General features: G+C 60.9%; 15 protein-coding genes. 6 read left to right on the plus strand and 9 right to left on the minus strand.

The window, feature by feature from the left end; translation table 11 throughout:
• Positions 1-57 precede the first annotated feature (57 nt).
• Together ACK3SC_RS14825 and trmB are read left to right on the plus strand one after the other, a co-directional pair.
• The gene (locus ACK3SC_RS14825) at positions 58-798 is read left to right on the plus strand and encodes a proteasome assembly chaperone family protein (protein ID WP_416840971.1); all 741 of its coding nucleotides are present in this window, start codon (positions 58-60) and stop codon (positions 796-798) included.
• Positions 799-980: 182 nt separating this feature from the next.
• Positions 981-2,042 carry an HTH-type sugar sensing transcriptional regulator TrmB gene (trmB, locus tag ACK3SC_RS14830; protein WP_416840972.1) on the plus strand — a complete coding sequence of 354 codons (1,062 nt, stop codon included), beginning with the start codon at positions 981-983 and terminating at the stop codon, positions 2,040-2,042.
• A 200-nt stretch (positions 2,043-2,242) separates the two neighbouring features.
• Here trmB and ACK3SC_RS14835 read toward each other — a convergent pair whose 3' ends face one another.
• The 7 genes from ACK3SC_RS14835 to ACK3SC_RS14865 all read right to left on the minus strand — a co-directional run bounded on the left by ACK3SC_RS14835 (position 2,243) and on the right by ACK3SC_RS14865 (position 9,331).
• On the minus strand, positions 2,243-3,031 hold the full coding sequence (locus tag ACK3SC_RS14835) for a hypothetical protein (protein WP_416840974.1): 789 nt from the start codon (positions 3,029-3,031) through the stop codon (positions 2,243-2,245).
• 46 nt (positions 3,032-3,077) lie between these two features.
• A complete protein-coding gene (locus ACK3SC_RS14840) occupies positions 3,078-4,166 on the minus strand; it encodes a Gfo/Idh/MocA family protein (RefSeq protein WP_416840976.1) in 1,089 nt (362 codons plus the stop codon).
• 133 nt (positions 4,167-4,299) lie between these two features.
• Positions 4,300-4,503 (minus strand): hypothetical protein, encoded by a 204-nt coding sequence (locus tag ACK3SC_RS14845; RefSeq protein WP_416840978.1) that lies wholly within the window; start codon positions 4,501-4,503, stop codon positions 4,300-4,302.
• Between the two features lie 53 nt (positions 4,504-4,556).
• Positions 4,557-5,744, minus strand: coding sequence for an ABC transporter ATP-binding protein (locus tag ACK3SC_RS14850; protein WP_416840980.1), 1,188 nt, complete (start codon positions 5,742-5,744; stop codon positions 4,557-4,559).
• A gap of 2 nt (positions 5,745-5,746) precedes the next feature.
• Positions 5,747-6,706 carry a carbohydrate ABC transporter permease gene (locus ACK3SC_RS14855; RefSeq protein ID WP_416840982.1) on the minus strand — a complete coding sequence of 320 codons (960 nt, stop codon included), beginning with the start codon at positions 6,704-6,706 and terminating at the stop codon, positions 5,747-5,749.
• A 1-nt stretch (position 6,707) separates the two neighbouring features.
• A complete protein-coding gene (locus tag ACK3SC_RS14860) occupies positions 6,708-7,655 on the minus strand; it encodes a carbohydrate ABC transporter permease (RefSeq protein WP_416841239.1) in 948 nt (315 codons plus the stop codon).
• Positions 7,656-7,783: 128 nt separating this feature from the next.
• Positions 7,784-9,331, minus strand: a complete 1,548-nt coding sequence (locus ACK3SC_RS14865) for an extracellular solute-binding protein (protein ID WP_416840983.1) — start codon at positions 9,329-9,331, stop codon at positions 7,784-7,786.
• A gap of 401 nt (positions 9,332-9,732) precedes the next feature.
• Between ACK3SC_RS14865 and priS the strand changes: the two genes are divergently transcribed.
• Genes priS through bcp form a run of 3 tightly spaced genes read left to right on the plus strand, consistent with a single transcriptional unit; the run spans position 9,733 to position 12,362 of the window.
• Positions 9,733-10,890 (plus strand): DNA primase small subunit PriS, encoded by a 1,158-nt coding sequence (gene priS, locus ACK3SC_RS14870; protein ID WP_416840984.1) that lies wholly within the window; start codon positions 9,733-9,735, stop codon positions 10,888-10,890.
• Complete coding sequence (locus tag ACK3SC_RS14875; protein WP_416840986.1) at positions 10,887-11,867, plus strand: DNA replication protein; 981 nt, start codon at positions 10,887-10,889, stop codon at positions 11,865-11,867. Before priS ends, ACK3SC_RS14875 begins: the two co-directional genes overlap by 4 nt.
• A gap of 36 nt (positions 11,868-11,903) precedes the next feature.
• Positions 11,904-12,362 carry a thioredoxin-dependent thiol peroxidase gene (bcp, locus tag ACK3SC_RS14880; RefSeq protein ID WP_416840987.1) on the plus strand — a complete coding sequence of 153 codons (459 nt, stop codon included), beginning with the start codon at positions 11,904-11,906 and terminating at the stop codon, positions 12,360-12,362.
• Between the two features lie 395 nt (positions 12,363-12,757).
• Here bcp and ACK3SC_RS14885 read toward each other — a convergent pair whose 3' ends face one another.
• Together ACK3SC_RS14885 and ACK3SC_RS14890 are read right to left on the minus strand one after the other, a co-directional pair.
• Positions 12,758-15,022, minus strand: coding sequence for a CDC48 family AAA ATPase (locus tag ACK3SC_RS14885; protein ID WP_416840988.1), 2,265 nt, complete (start codon positions 15,020-15,022; stop codon positions 12,758-12,760).
• Positions 15,023-15,274, minus strand: coding sequence for an Hsp20/alpha crystallin family protein (locus tag ACK3SC_RS14890; RefSeq protein WP_416840990.1), 252 nt, complete (start codon positions 15,272-15,274; stop codon positions 15,023-15,025). It lies immediately after the preceding gene.
• Positions 15,275-15,527: 253 nt separating this feature from the next.
• Between ACK3SC_RS14890 and ACK3SC_RS14895 the strand changes: the two genes are divergently transcribed.
• A complete protein-coding gene (locus ACK3SC_RS14895; RefSeq protein WP_416840991.1) occupies positions 15,528-16,307 on the plus strand; it encodes an alpha/beta fold hydrolase in 780 nt (259 codons plus the stop codon).
• The last annotated feature ends 11 nt before the right edge of the window (positions 16,308-16,318 follow it).

Raw genomic sequence — 16,318 nt, forward strand, 5'->3', positions numbered from 1 at the left:
CTCCGGTGGTTCTGGGTGGAGTGAACGACTATGCGGCACTAGAGCGTACTGGATAGTATGGATACCACAGCGATGTCTCACCCGACGTTCCACATCTCCCACGACGAACCCCCGAGTCAGGTTCTCATCGCTGGCTTCTCTTCGTTCGGCCTCGCCGGACTGACCGCCGTCGATTTCATCGTCGACCATCTGGGCCTCGAAGAGACTGGACATCTGACGGTCGAAGGAGTGCCGACTGTGACGCCGTTTCGTGACGGCCACCCCCTCCACCACACGCGATTGTACTCTCGGTCTGACCTCGACGTGACACTCCTCGTTGGAGAACTGTTCGTTCCGGCGGAGTTCGCAGGGCAGTTCAGTCGAGACATCACCGACTGGATGACCGACCACGACGTCGAAGAACTCGCCGTCCTGACGGGCGTCCCAATCGCGCACGGCCCGGAGGAACACCGCGTCTTCTACGTCGCAACCGACGACTACCGAGACGCACGTCTCCAGCACGTCGATATTCCGCCGATGGGACGGGGATTCTTTGGCGGAACGAACGCGGCGTTGGTTGAACGCGGCATCGACTCACCACTCGGTGTCGGCGTCTACGTGACGCCCGTGCACGCGCTCGTGCCGGACGTCGAAGCAGCGATCAGACTCGTCGATGCCGTCGACGAGGTCTACGGATTGGGCGTGGACTCCCAACCGCTCGAATCGTTCGCAGACGACGTGGGCCAGTACTACGGCCAACTCGCCGACAGAATCGAAGAGCGCCAGGCTGACCTCCCGGAAGACCGGATGTACATGTGAGTCGTTGGAGCGGGACTCTGGTGAGCGTATATCGGCGATACAGAAGGTGAGGAGCCGTCAGGTGTCGTACCCGGCGGGCAGGCCGAATCGGACATGTAACTAACACATACCACCCATTTTCGAAATTCGGTGCTACTCGGATATCAGTAAATGACTTAGGGGATGCGTGAGAGGTCACATCTATGGCTGATGAACTGCGGCTAACGATGGAGCGCGTCGGCGAGCGCTTCAGCCTCGGCGAGTACGAGATAGACGCCTATCTGGCCGTCCTCGAACACGGCCAGTTGACCGCGAGCGAGATTGCAGACCGAACGAGCATCCCGCAACCTCGTGTGTACGACACGGTTCGGAGTCTCTCGGACCGTGGGCTCGTCGAACTTCGCGAGTCGCGACCGATGAAAATCGTCGCTGTCGACCCGGAAGACGCCTTCTCGAACGTGAAGACGTCGCTCGACGAACTCATCGAAGAGCTGGAAGCACGGTACACTGCTCCCGCACGCGACACCGAGGCAGTCTCGCTCGTCAAATCGCGTTCGACTATCCTTCGGTACATCGAGGAGATTATCGAGTCCGCCGAGTACGAACTCGTGTTGTCGCTGACGCCCGACCTGCTTCGTCGCTTCCGCGACGACCTCGCGGCCGCTATCGACAGCGGCGTCAGCATCGACCTGCTGGTGACGCCCGCGTCCCGTGCGCCGCACCCGGACGAGTTCAACTACCTCGACGTGGCGACTATCGCCCGTGCTCGCCGCGGTATCACCTCTCCCGTGCTCGCGGTCGCCGACGGTGAGTACTCCATCTACGCGACTCAGGACGCGCTGCGAGACGACCGCGACCGCTACGGCGTCATCTTCAACCGCTCTGCGCTCGGCTTCCTCGTCAGCGGGTTCTTCGGGACGGTGCTGTGGTCCACCGCAGAGACCATCGTCGCGACTGGCAAGCGCCGCCCCTTCCCACGCCGCTACGCGTCCATCCGCCGGGCCGTCAAGGATATTCGTGAGATAGAAGGCGATTTCTACGCCTCCGTCTCCGGGCGCGACGTCGAGAGTGGAAACCCCATCGTCGTCGAAGGGCGCGTCATCGAGACGGCCTTCGAAGACACCGAAGAAGTCGCATCGCTCCACATCGAAACCGACGAAGGCGTCGTCGAAGTCGGTGGTCTCGTCGCAGCACTCGAAGACGTCGAAGGCCAGGAGATACTGCTTGGTCTCGACGAAGTGCCGGACCGCGACCAGTTCGACTAATCACTCTGGTTCGCGCCGAAAATCGTCGAGTCACAGACCTGACCTGAACCGTCTCTTCTTCACTAAACCGTCTCATCCGCTCTGAGTCGTCCCATCCGCTCTGAACCGTCTCTTCCTCACTAACCCGTCCCATCCGCTCTGAACCGTCCCATCTCACTGAACTGTCTCGATTCGTTTCTGCGTTAGAGACGAATTCGCGTCTATTCGTCGCCGAACTCGTAGACGACTGCGCCACAGTCTGCACACCCGAGCACCTCGTGTTCCGGCGAGTCGTAGATGCCGGCCGTGCCGCCACAGCAGTTCCGGACCGTCGTCTCCTCGACGGGGCCACCACAGTCCGGACAGACTTCGGCGAACATCCGGAGCGGTTTGGTCGCCGCGAGCGAGACCATCGGGTCGACCTGCCGTTCGGTGACGGCCAGCAGCGTCGCCACGTCGGCGATGGCCTGTGGTCGCGAAATCCACACGGACATCGACGGCCCGTCGATGGAGATTCCATCGAACTCGGCCGAGACCTCGGCTTCGAACGGGAGCGCTGCGGCGACAGCGTCTGCCAGTTCGTCGTCCGACGCGTTTCGGAGCGTCGCCATCGTCGACTCCCAGTCGTCTCGTGCGCCGTCAGTGAGGAACAGGCCATCTTCACGTTCGACGAGCACGTCGGCGTCGAGCAACGTCGACAGCATCACGTCCGGGTCGACGTTCGCGTCGAGCGTCTCGGACTTTCGGGGTTCGTCGTCGTGTCCGAAGACGCCGCCGAGGCCGACTGCCGCGACGAGACGTGGCGCGAACGTCGGCGTTCCGGGGACGACGTAGCCTCGCAGGTAGACCAAGAGCGCACCGATAGCGAGGACGACGAATCCGGCAGGCAGCCACAGCACGCCGAGTGCGAGTCCTGCGAGAGCGACGATGGCAGCGTTCACGACTGTACACGGGACGCACCGATTCTCACCGGTGTGTTCGGGTCGTTTCAGTGAGTCGATGACGGACATGGATAGAAAATTGGTCGTGAGGGTGTTTCGCTGTTGGGATATCGTCTCAGTTCGTCGGCGTCGTCTCGACGGTATCGAGGCGAACTGCGTGTCCCGACTCGGACGAGCGGTAGATTGCGTCGATGACGCGCTGGACAGAGAGCGCCTGTTCGACCGTGTTTCGCTGTGGATGTTCGCCCGCAGCGACTGCGTCGAGGAAGATTTTCTGCTCGGATTTGTGGGTGTCGTTGGTCTGCGTCTCTACGTCGACAGTCGAGAGGTGGTTGCCGCCACCGACGCCGCCTTCGTAGAACTGCAGCTCCTGGCTGGCACGGTCGAATCGCGCACCACCGTCGGTTCCGCGGAGGAAGAACTCGTCGTTGGTCGGGCGGTTCGTCGCCCACGCGACTTCCAGCGAGATCGTGGTTCCCTCGTCGGTTCGGATGAAGGCGCTGGCAGAGTCGTCCACGTCGAACCCGTCTGGGCCGATGTCGTCGCCCCACATCTGGACGAAGGTGTAGTCGTCTTTGTCACCGAACTCAGACCGGGTGACGCCGGAGACTTCGACGACATCTGGGAAGTCGAGGAAGTAGAGTGCGAGGTCGATCGCGTGGACGCCGATGTCGATAAGTGCGCCACCGCCGGCGATGTCTTTCGAGGTGAACCACGACCCACGGCCGGGGATACCACGACGACGGACGTAGTTGGCTTCGACGTGCGTGATGTCGCCGAAGCGGCCGGCCTCGTAGTTGTGGCGGAAGACTTCGACCGGGTTTGCAAAGCGGTTGTTGAACCCGACCATACAGAACCCATCCGAGCGCGCTGCGGCCTCGGCGATGCGTTCGGCAGATTCTAACGAGTGTGCGAGCGGTTTTTCGAGGAGCACGTCGAGGCCGGCGTTGAGGGCCGCCACTGCGTACTCTTCGTGGAAGCGGTTCGGCGTCGTGATGACGACCGCGTCGACTTCCTCGAACAGTTCTGCTTTCTCCTCGTAGGTGTTCACGTCGTACTTCTCTGCGAACGTCCGGCGGGCGTCTGCCTGAATGTCGAGGCCGCCGACGAGCGTCGCACCGAGGTCGACGAGACGGTCTGCGTGGTGGTGTCCGATGTTCCCGAGTCCGACGATGCCGACTCGGACGGATGGCGCTGTACTCATAAGCCAATCGTTAACTACAGTAGGTGTTAAGTTTCACGTTCTTTGGTCTGATTTACCAGAATCGACAGAAGGAAAGCGAACGCCTGGTGGAGGACGTTCGAGAAATCGACCACCGAGGCGAGGCGACGTCAGGTTAGTAGAGCTGTTCTTCGCGTTCTTCGCGTTCTTGCTCGCGGCGTTCCTTCTCTTTGATTCGGCGACGGCCACGGAGGTACTGCCGGCCCTTCGGGATGAATTTGTTCTTCACGTCGAGGAGGAACGAGACGATGCCGTACGCCCAGAAGAAAAACAGGACCGTCATCCCGCCGAGGTAGAACCAGCCGAGTTCGTTGACCATGGGTGTGTGATACAGGTTAGGCCGAATAAACGTTGTGTGGGAGTGCCGGACGTTCAGTCGTCGCTTTCGGCTTCCGTGCCGGTCGGCCCACTCGTCTGAATGCCGCTTTCGATACCGTGACTGAGGGCCTCACCCGTCTCGGTGTCGAAGAGGTGGACTCTCGAGCGGTCGAGAATCACGGTGACGTCTTCGTCTTCTTCGATGTCGGTGTCGGGAGCAACACTCATCAGCAGTTGGTCGTTCGTCGCGACGGCCTCCTCGTCGAGTTTCGTCTCCGCATCCTCTTCGAGTTTCAGGTAGACGAAGATTTCGTCACCCATCGGTTCCAGCACGTCCGTCATCGCGTCGAGTTCGTGGCTCGGGTTCGTCACGAGGCCCCGGTCGTCGGTGAGGTAGACGTCTTCAGGGCGGATGCCCAGTGTGACGTCTTGACCGACTTCGACGCCGACGTCTGCCGGGTCGAACTCGATGCTCACGTTCTGTGATACGAAGCCAGCGTCGGTAACCTCGCCGTCGAGGAAGTTCATCGACGGCGACCCGATGAATCCGGCGACGAACAGGTTCGACGGTTCGTTGTAACAGACCAACGGCGGGTCGATCTGCTGGAGTTGACCGGAGTCGATGACTGCGATGCGGTCGGACATCGTCATCGCCTCTGCCTGGTCGTGCGTGACGTAGATGATGGTCGTGTCCAGTTCCTTGTGCAGGCGCTGGAGTTCCGTTCGCATGTGGACGCGAAGTTTCGCGTCGAGGTTTGCGAGCGGTTCGTCCATCAGGAAGACGCCGGGGTTGCGGACGATAGCGCGGGCGATAGCGACGCGCTGGCGCTGCCCACCGGACATCTCGTCGGGCATGCGTTCGAGCATGCCTTCGAGTTGGACGACGTCTGCGGCGCGGTTGACACGTCGGTCGATTTCCTCTTTGTCGTAGTTGCGGAGGCGAAGGCCGAACGAGATGTTATCGTACACGTCCATGTGCGGGAACAGCGCGATGTTCTGGAACACCATCGCCACCCCGCGGTCCTTCGGCGGGAGGTTGGTGACCTCGCGGTCACCGATGAAGACCTTCCCCTCCGAGGGGATGGTCAGTCCCGCAATCATCTCCATCGTCGTCGACTTCCCACATCCTGACGGACCGACGAGACAGATGAATTCGCCGTCCTGGATGTCGAGGTTCATGTCGTCGACAGCCGTTACATCGTCGTAGTGCTTGCTTACGTGTTCGAGTTTGACGTCTCCCATGGTTACTCCTTCAGTGCTCCTGCAGTTAGTCCGCTGACGATACGTTCCTGTGCGATTATGACAAGGATGGCCACGGGTAAGACTCCCACGATGGAAGCAGCGGCCATCAGGTTAAACGGCGTGTCGAACTGGCCCTGATATTTCAGGATACCAGCGACGATTGGTGCCCACGAGGAGGCCTCACCGTTGTTCATCAGGAACGAGAAGAAGAACTCGTTGTAGACGGCGATGAACGTGAGGACCCCTGCGGTCGCCACGCCGGGTGCCGACAGTGGCACGATGACGCGGAAGAGTGCGCCGAGTCGCGTGGTCCCTTCGACCCGTGCTGCATCCTCCAACCCGTCGGGAATCTGTCCGTAGAAGGTCGTGAGGATGAAGATTGACAGCGGCAGGAACAGCGCGCTGAACGGGAACACCATCGGTGCCGGCGTGTTGAACAGGTCCGGCGACGAGATGGTGATAAACCCGATGCTAATGGCGGTGTTGCCGGTGAACAGTTCGAACAGCGGGATGAGGAACGCCGCTGGCGGGAAGTACGAGATAGCCAGGATGCCGAGCATCAAGAGGCTCTTCCCGGGGAAGCGGAGCCGTCCGAAGACGTATCCCGCGAGGCTCGCGAGGAGCAACACGATAATCGTCGTCGTGATGCCCAACACGAAGCTGTTGAACATGTACTGGTGGAACGGGACCCGTTGGAACATCTCGATGAACACCGCGGGATTGAACCCTTTCGGGAGCAGCCCCATGTTCGAGATGAGGCGATTCGGCGTGAGCGCGATGACCAGGAGCCAGTAGAACGGGAACAGCGTCGTCACGAGGAAGAACACCATCGCAACGTAGAACATCGAACGGTACGCTCTGTCCGGGTTCTTGATGGCCTTGTTTACCCACCGGCCGAGTGGCCCGCGTTTCATCTCTGCATCGTCGGAACCGAGGCCGATTCCGGAGTTCTGGTTGGACATCTTAGATTCCCTCACTGGCGAAGTTCACGATGTAGACGGAGACCACGATGGCGATGATGCCGGCGGTGATGAACGCCACAGTCGCCGAGGTTCCGTACAGCGGTGCGTTGAACGTCGTGACGACCAGACACGAGAGTGACGGCACGGTCTGACACCCTGCCATCGTCTCGATGATACCGTAGACGCGCATCGCGTCGATGGTGCGGAACAGCATCGCGACCAGCACCGTCGGCAGGATGAGTGGGAAGGTGATCAGCTTGAACTGCTGCCAGCGCGACGCGCCAGCGACCTTCGCCACGTCGTACAGCGAGCGGTCGATACTCTGCATCCCTGCGAGGATGAGCAGCGCCATGAACGCTGACGTCTTCCAGACGTCGGCCACGATGATGAGGAACAACGAGTCCGCGGTGTCACGGAGTGGCGTCGTTCCGATGAGGCCGAGTTGGTTCATGATGGCGGGGTCGCTCGACGTCCCCACGAGGAATCCGATGTTCGGTTGGAACATCAGGAACCAGATCATCCCCTGAATGACGATGGGCACAGCCCACGGGATGATGATGGCGACGCGGACCCATCGTCGACCACGGAAGTCCTGGTCCAAGATGAGCGCCTGGCCGAAGCCGATGAGTGTTTCGAAGAGCACACTGAACACGGTGAAGATGAGCGTCACCATCAACGCGCTCGAGTAGATGTCTGTTACGAACGGGAACTGTGTCGTGAACGTCGGGAGGAAGGACGACGGGAGCGCGAAGTCTCGCGCACCAGTGAACAGGTCGACGTAGTTCTGAATCCCAACGAACTCACCCAGTCGTGCGGTCCCCGTAAGCTGGTCTGCGAACAGCGACATGCTGAACGTCGTCGCCAGCGGGTAGACCGCGATTACCCCCAAAAGGATGAGTGCGGGCGTCAGAAGCAAGTACGCGAACTGCGTCTCCGAGAGCGTCTCCATCCAGTTGACGGCTGACGCATACGGACCTGAGCGTCGAGGCTCAGACAGTGCCTCCCCCGATTGTTGTTCTGTAGCCATGACAATTGATAACGAATGTGGGTGATATTACGTCTTACCCAAGACGGAGTTTACGAGGCGCTCTGCTCGATCTGCTCGAGTTGCGACTTGAGGTCGGACATCGCCTGTTCGGGCGACTTCTCTCGGGCCATCGCGTTGTTGACCTCTTGAGAGACCTTCCCGGACTGCTGTGGCCAGACGACGGTGACCGGACGCGGGATCGCGTTGTTGCCAGCGACCTTCAGCGCGTCGAGGTAGCGACCGATGACTGGGACTTCACGTGCACGGTCGGAGTCGAGCAGGGACGGACGCGGTGGAATCCAGCCGATAATCTCGAAGAGGTCGAGCTGGAACTGCTCGTCCTGCATCGCTCTGAGAACCTGAACTGCCGCCTGCTTCTTTCGGTCCGGTGCGTTCGGGTTCATCGTCATGTGCCAGCCACCGAGCGCAGCGACGGGGCCACCGGTGCCCTCGTACATCGCCTCGTCGGGGGTGACGCCGTACGGAATCGGCATGACGCCGAGGTCTTCTCCGAAGACGTCTTCGGCACCGTTGATGTTGATGGAGTACGGCCAGTTGCGGTGCATGACTGCGTTTCCATCGGTGAACGGCTTGCGGGACGTTTCTTCGGTCCACTGCAGGACTGCTTCGGGTGCGATGTTGCCCGTGATACCGTCGAGCGCGTGCTCGTCGTTCTCGCCGTGAATCATGGTGCGGACCATTCGGATGGCGTTGAGGACAGGTTCTTCGTCGACCGTAACCGGTCGGTCACCGATGGGGCCGAAGAGGTTCTCGCGGCCACCGAAGTAGGCACCGCCCCACGAGGTCATGAACTCGTTGAAGTCACAGCACGAGAGTCCCTCGTAGACGTCAGCCTGGAACGTGTACCCGTTGTCGATGTCGGAGTTTGCATCCAGCGCTTCCTTCGTGATTCGTGAGAAGTCTTCCCACGACATGGACTCGGTCGCCCACGTGTCGAAGTCGTCGTCGGTGTAGCCCGCGTTCCGAAGCAGGTCCTTGCGGTACTGCATCGTCGGGAAGTCAGGGAACAGCGGCTGACCGTACAGGTCGCCATTGGAACCCTTCGCCGTCGACACACTGGCTTCGAAGTACTCGTCTTCGATAGTCGAAATCATCTCCGACGGGAGTGACTGCGAGAGGTTCTGCAACTGGTTCCGTGCGATGAACGGAACCGTCCACCCGCTGTCCATCATCAGGAGCGTGGGTTCTTCGCGACCACCGTTCAGCCACTGCTGGTACTGCGCCTGGCGGTTGTCCGTAACCTGCGACCCGGCGACGATTTCGACCGTGATGTTATCCGGGAGGCCAGCATTGCTGAGTGCCTGCTGCACCTCTGATTCCGCGTCTCCGACACGCGTGTCGGCAGCCCACTGAATCGTAATCTCTTCGGTCGTTTCTTCGGTGTCAATCGGCGTGTCGGTGTCTTCGTTGCCGTCACCGCCGCCGTTGCCGTCACCGCCGCCGTTGCCGTCACCGCCGCCGCCTGTACTCACACAGCCGGCCAGTCCTGCTGCGACACCAGACGCCCCGGCAGCTTTCACGAAGCTGCGACGAGAGACGCCATTCCGCTTGCCCTTGCGAGAGTCAGCATCAACCATTACAGTTTGTACTCTACAATTAGTGATTATTTATAGTTTCGGTGACGGCTACTACCGCTGTTGTAGTAAACTGGTTGTCAGTAATCCTGTCACTCCGCAACCCCGGCTAGCGAAGCGAACCGACATATATCGAATATGTTTGGCGTACTGAAACTTAACTCCCCCCGCTATGAACCAGTCGCGTACGCTCGCGGAGTTGCTGGTGAGCTTTCTCAGTGGATGTCAGCATATCCACGTGTCATCGGACCGCTCGTCCGTGTTTTCAGCCATTCACGGGAGTGGTGACCCCATTCGACGACGAGAGCACGTGTCGGTGGCGGGAACCGATGTGACGTGCGAGACTCGCCCACGGGGCCCGGGAGGCGTAATCGCTTTATTCGCCCCTCTGGAATCCGGGGTGTATGGATGGGCGCACACGCGAGTACCTCGAAGGTCGCTTCGGTGATTACTACCGAAGTACCGACATCCCGCTCCCCCCTGCACCGAACGAACGGGAGTGGGGCGTCATCCCGTGGTCTGCGGGCGGAACACGGATGCACCGTCACCAGTCGCTGCTCGACCTTGGCGACCTGAGTGACTATCTCGCTCGGAGCGCGCCCCGGCACGTCTACTTCTCGTCGGCCCGATTTGCCAACCCCGGTGCGTCGTCGATGGACGACAAAGAGTGGCGCGAGGCGGACCTCGTCTTCGACATCGACGCCGACCACCTCCCGGGTGTCGACCCCGAAGAGACACCCTACGCGGAGATGCTCGACGCAGGAAAACGAGCGCTCTTGGACCTCCTCGATATTCTCGAAACCGACTTCGCGTTCGAGGAGATGCAGGCCGTCTTCTCTGGTGGCCGGGGGTACCACGTTCACGTGCGCGACGAGTCGGTTCGCGGCCTCGACAGCGAAGCACGTCGCGAAGTCGTCGATTACGTCCGCGCCATCGACCTCGACTTCGACGGCCTCATCGAGACGCGCCAGTACGGGACGACGACGCGACGCGTCCTCCGCACTGAAGGCGGGTGGGGCCAACGCACCCACCGGCGACTCCTCGCGTTCATCGACGACCTGATGGAGCTCGAAGAAGCGGCGGCCCTCGAACGGTTGAAGGAACTCGACGGCATCGGCGACGGACGCGCGAAGACGATTCTCGGCGCGTTCCGGAACAACCCCGATGCAATCCGTGAGGGGAACGTCGAAGCAGGCGGCCCCGGTGTACGAACGCTCGTCAACGCGCTCGCGCGCGAAACGATAACTGAGGAGACGTCGCCGATAGACGAACCTGTGACGACCGACACGAAACGCTTGATTCGGCTTCCGAAGAGCCTCCACGGTGGGTCTGGTCTCGTCGTCGAACCGCTCGACCGCGACGAAATCGAATCGTTCGACCCGCTGGTCGACGCCGTTCCGGACCGATTCCGTGGCCGTGACATAACGGTCGAGGTCACCGACCCCGGCACGGTGACTTTCGATGACGATACCTTTACACTTGAGTCGGGCGTGCAGTCAGTACGCGAAAGCCTCGGGGTGTTTCTCATGGCCCGCGGTCGAGCAGAGAAGGTGACAGAATGAACGTAGACGAACTCAGGAGTGTGCTGCGGACGGAGCGACAGAAAGATAGCTTACAGCAACTCCGTGAGTCGTTCTACGAAGACGTCGCGGAGTTCATCGCCCAGCAGAAGGCGATACGAAATCAGAAAGCCGAGGAACTCGGCACCCACTACTCCCCGGAGATTCGGCGTCTCACCGACGAAATCGAGACTGCCGAAGAAGTCGTCATCTCCATCTACGAACGCCGCGTCGGCAAAGTCGTCAAGGCCGCCAGTTTCGCGGCCGCTGGGATGTCTTCGTCGACGGAGGGCCTCACCCACGAAGAAAAACGTCTCTTCGAGGACCTCGTCACGCGAATCGAAGAGAACCGAGCCACTGTGCTCTCGACGCTCGAAGACGTGGCCGCCGACGAAAACGTGAACCCGGACGTTAGGGGAGACTCCGTCACGACAGACGAACCCACGACACTGGAGTCGTCGTCGCCGTACCAGTCTGAATCTGAGATGGCCACGTCGTCGTCGTCGTCGACCGAGCCGGCGATACCGCCGGACGAACCCGACCCGGGACAGACACAGACCGACGCGTCTACATCTCCGTCACCCACCGACGCCGCAGGCGACGTTCTCGCCGACGCGATGGGCGGTGGGGCGGACACCGCATCGGATTCGACCGACGCCACAGACGGACGCGACGACGAGTCGTCTCCCACCGACCGGTCGACTGACGAGGCACGGACCGTCATCGGTGACGATGTCACCGACAGTCCGTCGCCGACTTCCTCGGCCGACGGTGCCGGTTCGAACCCCGAATCGGACGAAGAAGACCCTCTTTCGGGACTCGCCGACGACCGCCAGACGGTTCGCATCACCGCCGACGTCGGGACTATCTTCGGCGTCGACGAACGAGAGTACGAACTCGCTCGCGAAGACGTCGTGACGCTTCCGTCGGCCAATGCGGACCCACTCGTCGAACGCGGTGCCGCAGAGAAACTCGAGTAGGAAACATCCTTCAGTTCGCCGTTCGAACCGATAGCTATGCTCGCTATCGGAGACGACGCTCCCGACTTCGAACTCACAGACCAGCACGGCGACACGACCTCGCTTTCAGACTTCCGCGGTGAACACGTCGTCGTCTACTTCTACCCCCGCGCCGACACGCCGGGATGTACGACAGAGGCGTGTGGCTTCCGCGACGCGTGGGACGAGTTCACCGACCGCGACATCACGGTTCTCGGTATCAGCGACGACCCCGTCTCGGACCTCGACTCGTTCGCCGAAAAGTACGACCTGCCCTTTTCGCTCCTCTCTGACGAAGACGGGACGGTATCCACGAAGTACGACTCCTACGGCGAAAAGAACATGTTCGGAAAGACGTTCGACGGCGTCTTCCGCAACACCTTCGTCGTCGGTCCAGAGGGCACAATCGAACACGTCTACCAGGGCGTCTCTCCAGACGGCCACGCCGAAGAGATTCTCGCCGACATCGACGGCTGAGAACAAACCCGACGACCGACGCCTGAGTATGTCCCTGATGACCGACGGCTGAGAACAAACTCGACGGCCTCCGCCTGCGTATGCCCCCGACGACAAACGCCTGAAACCGCCGCATGGCGGCGATTTTCGGTCATCGACTGCTGACCCGCTTCAGCCCCGTTCTCCCCTGTGGCCCGCACAGCGGAAATTGTGTACTCCACCCCGAGTAGTATCTTTACAAACTGTGAGGGACACACCGCATTTCCGGTGAAACAAACGCGTAGCTAGTTGAAAATTTAGTATCTCTCGAAGTGGGTACCACTACGTAGTAGACAGGACTCATATGAACGTGTCGGTCCGGTGGACTCACACGGACGACCGACAGTCAGAAAAATCCGAACGATGGGCGTCCAGACTTACTGGAACGTCCGACCGATTTCAGTCTCGCGGTCGCGTTCGACCTCGCTCTTCTGGAAGCGCTCTTCGATTTCTTCGTAGCGGCGGCGCACGTCGTCGGTGACGCTCGGGGTGCTTTCGTCGAGAGCGTCCTCGAAGTGTTTCATCGTCACGCGGACGTTGCCGATGCTCTCGTGGATTTCTTCTCTCTTCACGCTCTGGATGAACTCGCGAGAAGCGTTCATCGACGCTTCGCGGGCGAGTGCTTCGAGGTCGGCACCGACGTACCCCTCGGTGTGCGACGCGATCTTGTCGAGGTCAACGTCGTCGGCGAGCGGTTTGTCACGCGTGTGGACATCGAGGATGGCGCGGCGCGCCTCTTCGTCGGGGACGGGCACGTGGACGTGGCGGTCGAGTCGGCCCGGGCGCAAGAGCGCCGAGTCGATGAGGTCCGGGCGGTTGGTCGTCGCGATGACGACCACGTCTTCGAGCGCTTCGAGGCCGTCCAACTCGGTCAGGAGTTGCGAGACGACGCGTTCGGTGACGCCCGAACTCGACGAGTCACGACCGCGTTCGGTCGCGATAGAGTCGATTTCGTCGAAGAACACCACCGTCGGGGCGTTCTCACGCGCTTTCTTGAACACTTCGCGGACGCCCTTTTCGGACTCGCCGACGAACTTGTTCAGCAGTTCAGGTCCCTTGATGGAGATGAAGTTCGACTCCGCTTCGTTGGCGACGGCCTTCGCGAGGAGGGTCTTGCCGGTCCCCGGTGGGCCGTACATCAAGACGCCTTTGGCGGCGTCCATGTCCATCTGCTGGAACACTTCGGGGTATTCGAGTGGCCACTGGATGGTCTCGCGGAGGCGCTCTTTGGTCGCTTCGAGGCCGCCGACGTCGGTCCACGTCACGTCGGGGACTTCGACGAACACCTCGCGGAGCGCCGACGGTTCGATGCTCTTGCGCGCCTGTTTGAAGTCGTCCTCGGTGACGCGGAGGTTTTCGAGGATTTCGGCGTCGATTTCCTCCGCCTCTAAGTCGAGTTGCGGGCGGATGCGGCGCAGGGCGTGCATCGCAGACTCCTTGGCGAGGGATTCGAGGTCGGCACCGACGAAGCCGTGGGTGTTGTCTGCGTACTCGTCGAGGTCGATGCCGTCTGCCAGTGGCATGTTCCGCGTGTGGACCTGGAGAATCTCCTTGCGTCCGTCGCGGTCCGGGACACCAATCTCGATTTCGCGGTCGAACCGGCCACCACGGCGGAGCGCGGTGTCGATTGCGTCCACACGGTTGGTCGCGCCGATGACGACGAGTTCACCGCGTTCGTCCAACCCGTCCATCAGCGAGAGGAGCTGGGCGACGACACGGCGTTCGACGTCTCCGCCTGCCTCACTCCGCTTGGGAGCGATGGAGTCGATTTCGTCGATGAAGACGATGGCAGGTGAGTTCTCCGCTGCCTCTTCGAAGATTTCACGGAGTTGCTCTTCGGACTCGCCGTAGTACTTCGACATAATCTCCGGACCGGAGATGGTGTGGAACGCGGCGTCGATTTCGTTGGCGACGGCTTTCGCGATGAGCGTCTTCCCGGTGCCTGGCGGGCCGTGCAGAAGCACGCCTTTCGGCGGTTCGATTCCGAGACGCTTGAACAGTTCAGGGTGACGCATCGGGAGTTCGATCATCTCCCGAACCTGTTCGAGTTCCTTGTCGAGGCCACCGATATCTTCGTAGGTGACAGACGGGCCGTCACCGCTCGACGGCGCGGCGTCTTTGATCTGCTCTGCTGGTTTTTGGCTCACCTGGAACTCGGTGCTGTCGGTGACGACGACGGTGCCATCGGGGTCGGTCGATGCGATTTTGATTGGCACCGACTGACTCGAGGCGCTCATGAAGCCGAATCCGAGCGGAAGCTGGACGTTCTGGCCCTTCGTGACGGGTTGGCCGGAGAGTTTGTCGCGGATGTACGTCCCGATGTTGCCTCCGATACGGAGGTTCTGTGGGAGTGCGATGGTCACCCGTTTTGCGGACTTTACGTCTGCTTTCTCGACTTCGACCCGGTCGTCGATACCGACGCCCGCCTGTTGACGGAGTCGGCCATCGATTCGGATGATTCCCGTTCCCTGGTCTTCGGGGTACCCCGGCCAGACCCGCGCGATTGCAGTCGCGTTGTTGGGACCTTCGATGCGGATGAAGTCGCCTCCTTCGAGGCCGAGTTCGGCCACCGCAGCACGGTCGATGGCAGCGAGTCCTCGGCCGGCGTCCTTCTGTTTCAGTGGTTTGACAGTAAGTCTCATTTATTTCTGGATGGTGATGGTGAGCACGCCGTTGTTCACGAACACGTCGGCGTCTCCACCGACTGGGAGTTCGAACTCAGTCTCGGTCATGTGCTCACCGGTGTCGGCTACGACGATAGCTGTCGAACCGACGATATCGACGTCGATCTGGTCGTCCGAGAGGCCGATATCGGCAGCAACGACCCAGCTGTCTTCGTATTCGTACCGGCGAATGAAGCGCTCGTTTCCACCGGCGAATTGCTGCATGCTCATGATAACTATAACCCAAGGTTAGCGACCGGACTATTTAAACCTTGCGGCAGTGAATCGGGTGACGACGAGGTGTTGCACCACAAATGGTTGTTTTGCGGTTCACACCTATCTCACCCCATTTCACACTCCTCACACCTCGCCATATCGTTTGCTGGGTAGCAACGTCAAACTAGTGGCCACGTTGCCATCTATCCACACCGACCGCCGGACGTGTCGTAGGGGTTTATTCACTCGCCACGACGAATTTCGTGGTATGGACGCGGCTACGGTAGACCACCATGGGCGGACGACGAGCTATCGACTTCGCGACGCGGGCGGGGAGGGACCCACGATACTGTGTGTCCACGGGAGCGGCGGGTCACACGCTGCATGGCGCGGACAGTTCCGTCTCGCCAGCGACTACCCTGTCGCCGCGCTGGACCTGAGTGGACACGGTGACAGCGACGACGTCGACGCCGAGACTGGCTACGAGGCGCTCTCGGCGTACGTTGACGACGTCGTGGCCGTCACCGAAGAGATCGACGCGAGCGTCCTCGTCGGCAACTCACTGGGCGGTGCCGTCGTCATGACGCTCGCTCTGGAACGTGACCTCGGCCTCGACGCACTCGTTCTCGCAGGAACCGGCGCGAAACTCGCCGTCCTCGACGACCTACTGAACTGGCTCGACGACGACTTCGAACGCGCCGTCTCGTTTCTTCACGGTGAAGACAAACTGTTCCACAGCGACGACGAGCGATTACTCGACGCCTCGAAGGCGGCGATGTACGACGCCGGACAGGCCGTCACCAGTCGGGATTTCGGCACCTGCCACACGTTCGACGTTCGCGACGAAGTTTCTGAAATCACCGTCCCAACACTGGCTCTCGTCGGCGAGTACGACCGATTGACACCGCCGTCGTATCACGAATATCTCGCCGACGAGATGCCAAACTGCGAGTTGGCGACGGTCGCAGACGCCGCTCACCTCGCGATGTTAGAACAACCAGACGCGTTCAACGGGGCACTCAAATCGTTCCTTGACCGACGCGTCTAATCGAACCGCAA

The organism is Haloferax sp. DFSO52, from assembly GCF_048158745.1.
GTDB lineage: Archaea > Halobacteriota > Halobacteria > Halobacteriales > Haloferacaceae > Haloferax.